Annotated in this window: 9 protein-coding genes; 8 read left to right on the top strand and 1 reads right to left on the bottom strand. The window is 40.3% G+C overall.

What is annotated here, in order from left to right; all coding sequences use genetic code 11:
• Positions 1-209: 209 nt before the first annotated feature.
• Genes aspT through ACR2F7_RS12075 form a run of 8 tightly spaced genes read left to right on the top strand, consistent with a single transcriptional unit; the run spans position 210 to position 10,680 of the window.
• Complete coding sequence (gene aspT, locus ACR2F7_RS12110; RefSeq protein WP_432713820.1) at positions 210-1,904, top strand: aspartate-alanine antiporter; 1,695 nt, start codon at positions 210-212, stop codon at positions 1,902-1,904.
• A gap of 34 nt (positions 1,905-1,938) precedes the next feature.
• Positions 1,939-3,585: an aspartate 4-decarboxylase gene (gene aspD / locus ACR2F7_RS12105; RefSeq protein ID WP_432713819.1), complete on the top strand. Its 1,647-nt coding sequence runs from the start codon at positions 1,939-1,941 to the stop codon at positions 3,583-3,585.
• Positions 3,586-3,612: 27 nt separating this feature from the next.
• Positions 3,613-4,662, top strand: a complete 1,050-nt coding sequence (locus ACR2F7_RS12100) for a type II asparaginase (RefSeq protein WP_432713818.1) — start codon at positions 3,613-3,615, stop codon at positions 4,660-4,662.
• A 59-nt stretch (positions 4,663-4,721) separates the two neighbouring features.
• A complete protein-coding gene (locus ACR2F7_RS12095; protein WP_432713817.1) occupies positions 4,722-5,915 on the top strand; it encodes a porin in 1,194 nt (397 codons plus the stop codon).
• Between the two features lie 17 nt (positions 5,916-5,932).
• Entirely contained in the window at positions 5,933-7,384 is a 1,452-nt protein-coding gene (locus ACR2F7_RS12090; RefSeq protein WP_432713816.1) for a TolC family protein, read from the top strand.
• A complete protein-coding gene (locus tag ACR2F7_RS12085) occupies positions 7,384-8,373 on the top strand; it encodes an HlyD family secretion protein (RefSeq protein ID WP_432713815.1) in 990 nt (329 codons plus the stop codon). The genes ACR2F7_RS12090 and ACR2F7_RS12085 overlap by 1 nt, the downstream gene beginning before the upstream one ends.
• Complete coding sequence (locus ACR2F7_RS12080; protein WP_432713814.1) at positions 8,373-9,557, top strand: ABC transporter permease; 1,185 nt, start codon at positions 8,373-8,375, stop codon at positions 9,555-9,557. The genes ACR2F7_RS12085 and ACR2F7_RS12080 overlap by 1 nt, the downstream gene beginning before the upstream one ends.
• The gene (locus ACR2F7_RS12075; protein ID WP_432713813.1) at positions 9,526-10,680 is read left to right on the top strand and encodes an ABC transporter permease; all 1,155 of its coding nucleotides are present in this window, start codon (positions 9,526-9,528) and stop codon (positions 10,678-10,680) included. Before ACR2F7_RS12080 ends, ACR2F7_RS12075 begins: the two co-directional genes overlap by 32 nt.
• Positions 10,681-10,768: 88 nt before the next feature.
• On the opposite strand, the gene ACR2F7_RS12070 is transcribed toward ACR2F7_RS12075, so the two are convergent.
• On the bottom strand, positions 10,769-11,279 hold a 511-nt coding region (locus tag ACR2F7_RS12070), incomplete at its 5' end, for an amidohydrolase family protein (RefSeq protein ID WP_432713812.1).

Below are 11,279 nucleotides of genomic sequence, written 5' to 3'. Positions count from 1 at the left end.
GCTAGAATAAATTCAACCAATTCTTGCGGCTAGACTTTCAATACCATAGTTAGTTTATCAACTAGTATCGATATACAATTTCATTCCTTTCCCAGCTTGTATACACAACCCTCTTTTCAGGCATTTTGATCCGCAGACCACAGCATTGTATTGATACCACCGTGCACTAAATCAGGTATATTCTCTTTTTCTTATCTAAATCACAATCAATGGAATGGTTTATCAAGACGTTTCGGGAATATCCTGAACTGGCAGTTTTTCTTACGCTCTCCCTAGGTTATTTTATTGGTGGTCTTAAATACAAAAACTTCACTTTGGGCACTGTAACGAGTGTACTATTGATAGGTGTATTAATTGGGCAGCTAGACATCCCTATTTCTCCAAATGTAAAATCTGTATTTTTCCTTATGTTTCTTTTTGCTGTTGGATATAGCGTTGGGCCTCAGTTTTTTGGTGGCCTAAAGAAAGATGGTTTACCACAAATGTTTTTTGCAGCAATTGTGTGTGTGCTCTGCCTGGTCTTTCCGTATCTGATTGGTAAGTTTATGGGATATGACATGGGTTTAACCGCGGGTATGCTTGCCGGTTCTCAGACGATATCCGCAGTAATTGGCGTAGCCTCAGACACCATTGGCAATTTGGATATTCCAGCTAATGAAAAGGCAGACCTGGTCAATAAGATCCCTGTAGCCTATGCCGTCACTTATATTTTTGGAACTGCTGGATCAGCTTGGTTGTTGGCCTCTGTAGGTCCAAAATTATTAGGCGGCAACCTCGTTCAAAAAGCCAAGGAATTGGAAATACAACTCGGTGGAAACTCCATTGGCGACGATCCTGCCATTACTTCCGCTTACGACCGAGTGCTGTATAATGCTTACAAAATATCAGCTAAATCCTACGCGTGCAATAGATCTGTCGCAGAAATAGAGGCTGAATTACACCGTAGAGGCAGGCGATTGTTTGTAGAACGCATCCGTAAAGGCAAAGAGATCGCGTATGTTAGCCCGGATACGATAGTAGCTGAGAACGATGTAATTGTTTTAGGCGGCCGCAGGGAATACATGATGAATTATCTGGCGGTAAATGAAACAGAAGTCCTCGATGCTGAACTACTGAACTTTCCTGTAGAGGTGATCGGGGTGATGATTATCAGCAAGGAAGTACAAAACAAAACATTAGCCGAGTTACGAGCGATGGATTACATGCATGGAGTTATTATCCGGACGCTAAAAAGGTCAGGCATTGAATTGGCCGTTTTCCCTGGAACCATATTATACAAAGGAGATATCATTCAGTTGGTTGGTCATACTCAGAATGTTGAACTGGCCGTAAAGAATATCGGCTATCCCGACCGGCCTACCAATACTACAGACATGATCTTTGTGGGCCTTGGAATTGTACTTGGAGGCCTTTTTGGTGCCCTTACCCTCAGGGTCAGCGGGGTACCGCTTAGCTTAAGTACCAGTGGCGGAGCACTGATTTCCGGATTGGTCTTCGGATGGCTCAGAGGCCAGCACCCTACCTTTGGTCGAATCCCTGAACCTGCCTTGTGGGTAATGAATAATGTAGGTTTAAACATGTTCATTGCTGTTGTTGGCCTAACCGCAGGGCCAAGTTTTGTACAAGGCTTTAAGGAGGCCGGCTGGGGCTTGTTTGTCGCCGGTGCAGTAGCCACTTCTCTGCCTTTGCTAGTAGGGATGTTGATAGGCCGCTATATTTTTAAATTCAATCCTATTGTCACTCTGGGTTGTGCTGCTGGTGCCCGTACCACTACCGCTGCACTTGGGGCAATTCAGGATGCAGTACAAAGTAAAACGCCAGCAATAGGTTATACCGTTACTTATGCGGTTGGCAACACCCTCCTTATTATATGGGGGGTAGTGATCATTCTTTTAATGAGTTAGACACTCAACCACAATTGTTTAAAACACCTATATCATGATAAATATTTCTAAAATTAAGACCTCAAGGGAGGTTCAGAAAAAGTTACAAAGCATGAGCCCTTTCGAGATTAAAGATGAACTCATCCACCTCGCACATGAAAGCGCACAGAAATCAACAGGACAAATGCTCAATGCGGGTCGCGGAAATCCCAATTGGATTGCTACTATACCCAGAGAGGCCTACTTTTTATTCGGTCAGTTTGCTTTGGATGAATGTCGCAGAGTAATGGACGTTGCTGGCGGAATGGCCGGTATTGCAGAGGATAAAACAGGAATCGCCAAACGATTCGAATCTTTCTTATCAGAAGGTAAAACAAGTCCCGCTCTGGAGCTATTAAAAAAAACCTATGAATATGGCATTAAGCAGCATAAATTTGAACCTGATGCTTGGGTAAGAGAAATGGTGGAGGCCAGTATGGGATTTAATTATCCTGTTCCTGACCGGATGCTCAGTCATATGGAGCCGATTGTGCATGATTACCTGCTGCAGGAGATGTGTAATGGCAAACCACCGAAAGGAAAATACGACATTTTTGCCGTAGAGGGTGGAACAGCGGCAATGTGCTATATTTTTGATTCTCTTATTCGGAACTATTTAGTTCATAAGGGAGATAAAATCGGCCTGTTGGTGCCCACTTTCACACCCTATATTGAAATTCCACACCTTGACCAGTATGACTTTGAAGTAGTCAATATTATTGCCTCAAAGACAGCTAAAAATGGATTCCATACGTGGCACTACCCAGATTCAGAATTAGATAAGCTTAAGGATCCTGACATAAAGATCGCTTTTGTGGTCAACCCAAGTAATCCACCATCAGTCGCATTTCCGTTAAAAAGCTTAAAGCGTATAGCAGACATCGTCAAAAATCATAACCCGGGTCTGATGGTGATTACAGATGACGTATATGGTACTTTTGTACCTGGTTTTGTATCTCTTATGGCTGCACTTCCATATAACACGCTTACCGTCTATTCCTATTCTAAATACTTCGGTTGTACAGGCTGGCGATTAGGAGTGATCGCCCTGCATGAGAAAAATGTTTTTGACGATAAAATTGCGGCATTAGGTGACAAACAAAAAAAAGCGCTGCACAAAAGGTATGAGACAATTACTTTAACACCTGAAAAGCTCAAATTTATTGATCGGATGGTGGCCGATAGTAGGCAGGTGGCTTTAAATCATACCGCAGGTTTATCACTTCCACAGCAATTTCAGATGATGCTGTTTTCGTCCTTCAGTTTACTCGACACCAATAATACGTATAAACAACTAACCCGTGACCTTGTAGCTACACGATTGAAACTCCTGTGGGAAGGTATGGGGGTAGATATTGTGCCGGACCCAATGCGGGCAGGTTATTATTCAGGGATTGATGTGATGGTAGGTGCATTACATTTTTATGGGCCTGAACTTGCACAGTGGCTTGAAGAGCATTTTGAACCCTTAGATGTTGTATTTCGTTTGGCCGAGAAAACATCTATCGTATTGTTAAATGGTGGTGGGTTTGCCGGTCCAAAATGGAGTATCCGTGTTTCACTGGCTAATCTTCCTACCGAGAGTTACAAGATAATTGGACAGCGCATCCGCGAAATCCTGATGGAATATGTAACAGCTTGGGAAAATTCCAAAAAAAAATAAACTAAGTAATAATTTGAACCTTATATTATGAAAAAGCTATTTCTTTTTCTTTTTTTGCTTCTAATAAGCATCGCGCTCTTTGCTCAAAAGTTACCAAGGATAAAAATTCTGGCTACAGGTGGAACCATTGCTGGTAGGGGCGCTTCTGCCGATCGGTCTGCCTACACTTCTGGGGAATTACCTATAAAAGACCTTATTGCTGCCGTTCCGGGTATTGATAAATTAGCTACTATTACTGGCGAACAGATTTCAAATGTGGGCAGTCAGGACATGACTGTAGCCATCTGGATGAAACTGAATCAAAGGATCAATGATATCTATAAAAACAATGAAGCAGATGGGGTAGTTATTACCCATGGCACCGATACCCAGGAAGAAACAGCTTATTTTCTTTCCTTAACTGTCCGTTATGATAAACCGGTCGTGTTAACCGGCTCTATGCGCCCGGCAACGGCAATCAGTGCTGATGGCCCAAAGAACCTCTATGATGCGGTTGCACTGGCTGCTTCTAAAGAAGCGGCTAACAGTGGTGTACTTTTGGTATTTAGTGAAAATATTTTTTCAGGAAGAGATGCCGTTAAAACCAATACGACACATGTGGAAGCTTTCACCTCGCCAAACACTGGCCCTATTGGTCAAATATATGATGGTCACGTTGTCATGTATGAATCCCCGCTTAGAAAAGCAAATAAAAATACCCCATTTGACATTACTGGACTGACTTCATTGCCGGAAGTGGCGATAGTAGAGTTGTATGCAGATGCTCCGGCAACAGCCTTGAATGCCTACATGGCTGCCGGCGTAAAAGGAATTGTGACTGGTGGTTTGGGTAATGGAAATCTGAATAAGGTAAATACGGCAGCCGTTGAGTCTGCGGTTAAAAAAGGCATCCCGGTGGTAAGGGCTTCGAGGGTTTCCTCCGGTAGAGTCACGCTGCTGGATGAAACGGATGACGAAAAGCTAGGGACTGTGGTGTCAGACGATCTGCTTCCGCAAAAGGCAAGAATCCTATTAATGCTTGGGTTAACCAAAACAAAGGATCAAAAACAACTGCAACAATACTTCTTTGATTATTAATCTCTTAAATAGGGAAATTAACCATAGTTAGTTTCCCCGTCTATTTTAACTATATGATTATGAAAGCTTATATAGGACTTTTACTTTGTTTAATTTCTGCAAGGCTTTATGCCCAGCAAGATAAACAAGCAGACACCACAGTGAACCATACTGTGCCCTTAATTTTAGCTAATAAAGCTGATCTTTTAAATAATGTAGATGTAATTGTAAATACCCAGACTGCATTTAACAATTATTTTAGCAATGGCAAATACAATAGCAGCCAGTTTGCGGTAAATCAATTCAGGCTTGAAATTAAAGGAGATGTGTTAGATGATAAAGTGTTTTTCCGGTTTCGTAACAGATACACTAAAGATCCGGAAGTGCAATCCATAGATAACATTACCAGTTCTACAGATCTGGCCTTTATTGGTTATAACCTATCAGACCGTACAAGCATTGCCATTGGTAAATTATGTGCAGCCTGGGGAGGCTATGAGTTTGATATGAACCCCATTGATATTTATCAATACAATGATATTGTAGAAAATGCAGATAATTTTTTAACAGGGGTACAATTCACCTGGGCAGCTTCAGCTGACCATATCCTTACCGCTCAGGTGCTGAATTCGAGAACTAAAACATATAAAGAGCTGTATGAGGAAGTACCCGAGCTTAAAGAAGCCAAATTTCCGGCAGCTGTTGTGGCTTCGTGGAATGGCAGTTTCCTTGATGGGAAAATACAGACACTTTGGAGCTTCAGCATTTTTCAGGAAGCTAACAAAAACAGTAATAATTCGGTAAATATGTACTATACTGCCTTGGGCAACCAACTGAGATTGAAAGACTGGCTGGTTCAATATGATTTTAAGTGGAGTAGTGAACAATTGGACCGTACAGGAGTGGTTAGTTCATTAATCCCGGAAAACCTTTTAGGACATGCCGCGCAACATGTAGATTATAAAGAACATTGGCTCCGGGTGATGTATTCTTTAAATCAACAGTGGAGGCTGGCAGCCGTGGGTATGGTGAGTACGGCACGGTGGAAAGACCTTCCTAATGAAACTGGTAATTCCAACAGGCTGCGGACTGCCTGGGGAATTATTCCATCGGTAGAATTTTACCCGATCGAAAATTATAACCTTAAATTTTTCGGGGCCTATGTGGGAAGGTACTTAGAATATAGTAGTTATTCAAAAACCACTCTTGGTCAAATGAATGGCAATACTGGAAGAATTATGATAGGGATAATTTCTCCGTTACTGATCTTATAAATCATTTATAAAGTGTTATGTCAGTAAGAATTTGGAAGGTTAGGCTGGTGATTTTTGCAAACTTGTTTTTACCCATCATAACTCAGGGACAAAATACAAGTTTGCAAAAATGCCTGATCATTGCAAGTGAAAACAATATATCGGTTAAACAAGCAAAATCTGCACTGTTATCCAGTCAGTATAATTTGCAGGCAGAAAAGAAGAGTTACTTACCCAAGGTTGATGTACTGTCTAGTTATACTTACTTAAGTAGTCCTCTAGCAGTAAACTTACAAACAGTAAGAGAAGGCGTTGTAGAGGGATCATCAAAGCAAAGTGCAAATGCTGCAAACGAAGTATTTAGAGAGGTTACCGGCAATGATTTGTCGCAAGCTGCACAAGATAGGATATATAACGCTTCCAAAAACATAATCGGGGGTATTTATCCAGAATATAACCCGAGTTTAAGTAAACAATCTTACTTTGTAGCTGGTTTAGGTGCACGCCAACCCCTTTATCTGGGAAGAAAACTTGATGCTGCGGGAAACCTTGCTCAATCTCTTGTAAATTCTGCGGACATCAACGTTGAAATTGTGAATAAGGAAGTCGATTTTTTAATTACCGCACAATACCTACGCATTGTATACTTAAATACTATTTTCAATAAGCAGCGTTTAATGGTAAATGCCTTAACCAAAAATAACAATTATGCCCAAGAGCTGGTAAAAAACGAAATACTTGCGCCTTATCAGAAAAGCTGGACTAATGTGATATTAGCACAAGCCCAAAGCCAGCTCAACAACATCAAGCTAGAACAGCAAAATGGCAATATAGAACTTAACAAGTTACTTGGGGTTCCATTAGATTCTGCAATAGTCATTACGGACACATTGAAGTATACCGCTATTGAACCGCTTACTCTTGAAGGTGAGTTTTGGGAGTCCAATCCTTTATATAAAATAGCCGGCAGTAAGGTTTCGTATGCTAAAACAGCAGAAAAGATCAGCAAATCGTTTTCATTACCAAACATTTTTGCTATTGGGAACTATAACCTTTACCAACGCGATCTGCCCCTTCTTACGCCTGATTGGTTTATTGGTGTAGAATTACAATGGAATCTATTTAATGGACAAACAAGAAAAAGAACACTTGCAGCCCGGCAATTGATAGACGAGGCAAAACTTTCTGAAGAAAATGCAAGATTGGGTATACAGGTTTTATCTACAGTAGCAAGAAACAAGATGAAATCACTTCAAAATGAAGTTGCGTCATTAGATAATGCCAGAAAGGAGGCACATACTACAAGTCGTCTCATAAATGAGCGTATGAAAAACCAGCTCTCCTCACCCAAAGATGTAAATGACGCTTTACTGATAGAAATAGAAGTTGAAAAAGGCTATCACACCGCAGTGCTTGGGTACTTTTTAGCTGCAGCAGAATATTTCAACAGTTTGGGAAAACCAAGGCAAATAATTCAATACATCAAGTGATGAAAAATCTTCTAAAAAATTACTGGGCACTTCTCATTCCATTATTGGTAATCGTTATTACTTTGTTTTTCTTTCTATCGGAAAATAACCAAGATGAGGACAACTTTGTTGGGATGGTAGATGCCTCTAGCGTGGATGTCGCTGCAGAATTTCCTGGTAGATTAGACTCGTTGCTTGTTGAACAAGGCGATACTGTAAAAACAGGACAATTAGTTGCAATACTACGTTCAAACGAGATAGATGCTATTGAGGCTCAGGGATTGGCAGCGATCGAAGCCGCTAAAGGTCAACAAGAGTTATTAACCCATGGTGTAAGGCCAGAGTTGATTGAAGCTACTTCAAAACTTTATCAGATCAGTCAGGAACAATATAATCTTTTTAATACCACCTATCAGCGCATGCAACGTTTGTATAATGCTGATGTGATATCAGGACAGGAGAGGGATATTGTCTATTTCAGGTATCAGGCAGCTAAAAGAGAAATGGAAACCGCGGCACTGAACTTACAAATGATGAAGAATGGTACTAGACCGGAAATGCTAAGAACAGCAAATGCTCTTGTAAAACAGGCAGAGAAAGCGTATGAACTTACAAAGGCACTAAGTGAAAACACCAGGGTTTATGCCCCGGCAGATGGCGTTATTTCCAGCCTTGTCACTCATCAGGGCGAGATTGTTTCGATAGGGTATCCAATGATGACCATTGAAAAAAAGAACTCCACACTTTTACGTTTTAACATTAGACAGGATAAAGCCAATTTACTAAAATTAGGATCTGCAGCATCTGTAAGAGTTCCTGGTTGCGAACCTGAAACCTTCGCTGTAAAAGTAACCTCCATATCACCAACACTTGAATTTGCAAATTGGGTGCCATCAAAGGATAAAGGTACGTTTGAACTAAGAACTTTTACCATAGAATTTAAGCCAGAAAACCAATCGCAGATCAAAGGACTGCGTTCTGGCATGACTGCATCATTAATTCTGCCTTAATGTATCGTTTTAACCATATCATCATTAGAGAATGGAAGCGGATTCTCCGTTTAAAGGTATTTTACCTGGTTATGCTGGTTGTTCCTGTGTTCTTGTTTTCATTCTATGCTGTAATTTACCAAAAAGAAGAAGCCAAGCATTTATCATTTGCCATTTGGGATGACGACCAAAGTCCGGTGAGCCGCCAATTTACTTTCTTACTTGAACAACAGGACGCTTTAAACATTACCAAGAGGATAAGCAGCGAGGCCGAAGTTGAAAAACTGATGCAACAAGGCAAAATAATGGGCGCTATACATTTCCCTGCTAAGATGGAGAATAACATTTACAACAGGCACCCGGTCACTGTGACGCTATATACCAATGCCACATCTTTGGTGCCCGCAAAAATGGTCTATAAGGCAGTAGCCGAAGTGGTACTTACTGCAAGCTCAGGGGTTATTTTAAAGAAGCTGACAAAAAAAGGGATGAAAGCCGATCAGGCTATGGCACTTGCTAATCCAGTTAAACTGAATTCTTACCAGCTTTATAATTCAAGTTACAATTATCAGCAGTATCTGGTACCAGGATTAGTAACCGTGGGCATGCAAATGATTCTGATCATAAGCAGTATGCTTGCGCTAAATTATGAATGGAAAACAGAAACCATGCAAGAGTTATACGAGTTATCAAATGGCTCTGCCTTTATGGTCATCATGGCTAAAACTATTGCCCATTTGGTGGTTAGCTGGGCTAATTTTATGCTTATTGCTTTTGTGATATTTCCCTTTTTTGATATTGGCGTTCCTGCCGCTACAGCCAAGTTCTTTCTCATTTATTCATTGCTCTCTGTAGCATGTATTGGGATAGGCATGTTTATTTCGAGTTTATTTAAAGATGTAATGTTATCGGGAGATACAGCGCTATTCTATACTTCACCAGCTTTCGTTTTTAGTGGATTTACGTTTCCACGATGGGCCATGCCATGGTATGACCAATATTATGCCACTATAATGCCCTACACACCATTTCTGGATGCCTTTTTAAAAGTTTATTACATGAATTTGCCATTGCATTATGCACAGGCTGACATCAATAAGCTTTTATTATTTTGTGTAGTGATGTTCCCAACTGCAATTCTTTTATTTCAAAGTCAATTTAAGACCATCACAGATGAAAAAGCACTCGGAGCCGTCCATAATTAAGCTTTTTCTAAGGGAGGCTAAGCTTGTGGCAAAGGACCATAGTTTGCTCCTTACCCTATTGATTGCGCCACTGCTTTATGCTTTTTTTTATGGAAGCATTTACATAAACAAAGAAGAAAATAATGTAAAACTTGCAGTTGTTGATGATGATCGTTCAAAATTTTCAAGGTTGCTTCAACAAAACATTGATAACTCCCCTGTTATTGAATTAATACATTACCCAAATTTAGAAGAAGCCAAAGCGCATATGTATCGTGGAGATTGCCAGGGGTATTTTTATATACCCAAAGGCACAGAATCAAATTTACTAAGCTTAAAGCAGAGCAATGTGGTGCTTGCCGTAAATGCAGCCAGGTTTCTTCCTTCAAGTGATATCCTAACGAACGTACAGCAAATATGCCTAACTATTGGAGCTGGTGTGCGTTTAAAATACTTCGAAAAGAGCGAAGGCATGAGTTCAACAATGGCAATGGAAAATGTAATGCCCGTTAACTTAGACTACAGACCGATGTTCAACGAGCGATTAAGCTATGGTAATTTTTTACTCCCGGGATTACTGGCGTTAATTTTACAACAAACCTTATTGATCGGTTTATCAGAAAGTGTAGCCGGCGAGCGGCAACATTCACGTATCGGCGAATGGTTAAAGGGAGGAATATCTAACGGCATTTGGGGAAAAGGATTATTTTACCTGCTTGTATTTTCTGCTTATGCTTTTTTCTTTCTTCATGTAAACTACCGTGTGCTTGATTTGCCTATGCGCGGCAAGGAATTTGAAATTGGCGTTTTATTAATACTGTTTATTCTTACACTCATTCCTATGGCCCAATTTATAGGTTCGTTATTCAAATCACAATTGCTTTGCCTGCAAATGATGGCATTTTCTACCTATCCTATATTTTTAATTACTGGATATAGCTGGCCGTTCCAATCGCTACCAAAGGTACTACAGTGGATTTCATTGTTCTTACCCACAACACCATTTTTTAAAATGTATTTGGCTATAGTGCAATCAGGAGCTGGGTTACTCAGTCAGCCAGGTGCATTACTTAATTTAATGGCATTGTGGCTGCTCTATAGTGCTTTAGCATATTATCAGATCAAGGCACTTAAGAAACAATAACTGCTGCCATGGCCTACTGTTCGCTGATTGCTTCTTTGGTGTCTAATGTTTTGGTGTAAATATAAGCCTACGTTCTAGTATCCTTAAACTATCCAGCTTTATAAATAACATTTCCATCAATCACGTTCAATAAAACTTTAGTTTCAAGTGTTTTTACGGAGTGACTTTTTAATAAATTGGTATCTAAAATAATTAAATCTGCTTTTTTACCAACTTCAATTGTACCTCTAAATTTTTCTTGCCTCATTTGATAAGCACCACCATAAGTAAGCACTCTTAACGCCTCATCTACCGTCATTTTCTGCGATGGATCTCTTATCATTTTGGGATCATCAGTAGAATTTCTGGTTACTGCTACTATATATGCCGCTATTGGAGATGGAACTGCACCGGCAGGATAATCAGTTGCACCACTAACCACAGCACCAGCATCCAATACACTTTTATATGGGTAAGCGTTGAAAGCCCTTTCCTCTCCTAAACGTTTTACTTCAACAGTAGTATATAGCACCGAGTCCATACTTCCCCAAGTTAAATTAGCAGCTATTACAACGTCCAAGTTAGCAAACCTTTTCATGTCGCTATCTTTTACAGTTTCC

It is taken from the genome of Pedobacter sp. (genome assembly GCF_045628745.1).
Lineage (GTDB): Bacteria > Bacteroidota > Bacteroidia > Sphingobacteriales > Sphingobacteriaceae > Pedobacter.
The sequence above is the reverse complement of the archived record's forward strand: the minus strand, read 5'-3'. Positions and strand labels throughout refer to the sequence as shown.

What these genes read in the sequence shown, in the direction of transcription:
- aspT (WP_432713820.1), top strand. Translation starts at nt 210, where the DNA reads ATGGAATGGTTTATCAAGACGTTTCGGGAATATCCTGAACTGGCAGTT.
- aspD (WP_432713819.1), top strand. Translation starts at nt 1,939, where the DNA reads ATGATAAATATTTCTAAAATTAAGACCTCAAGGGAGGTTCAGAAAAAG.
- ACR2F7_RS12100 (WP_432713818.1), top strand. Translation starts at nt 3,613, where the DNA reads ATGAAAAAGCTATTTCTTTTTCTTTTTTTGCTTCTAATAAGCATCGCG.
- ACR2F7_RS12095 (WP_432713817.1), top strand. Translation starts at nt 4,722, where the DNA reads ATGAAAGCTTATATAGGACTTTTACTTTGTTTAATTTCTGCAAGGCTT.
- ACR2F7_RS12090 (WP_432713816.1), top strand. Translation starts at nt 5,933, where the DNA reads ATGTCAGTAAGAATTTGGAAGGTTAGGCTGGTGATTTTTGCAAACTTG.
- ACR2F7_RS12085 (WP_432713815.1), top strand. Translation starts at nt 7,384, where the DNA reads ATGAAAAATCTTCTAAAAAATTACTGGGCACTTCTCATTCCATTATTG.
- ACR2F7_RS12080 (WP_432713814.1), top strand. Translation starts at nt 8,373, where the DNA reads ATGTATCGTTTTAACCATATCATCATTAGAGAATGGAAGCGGATTCTC.
- ACR2F7_RS12075 (WP_432713813.1), top strand. Translation starts at nt 9,526, where the DNA reads ATGAAAAAGCACTCGGAGCCGTCCATAATTAAGCTTTTTCTAAGGGAG.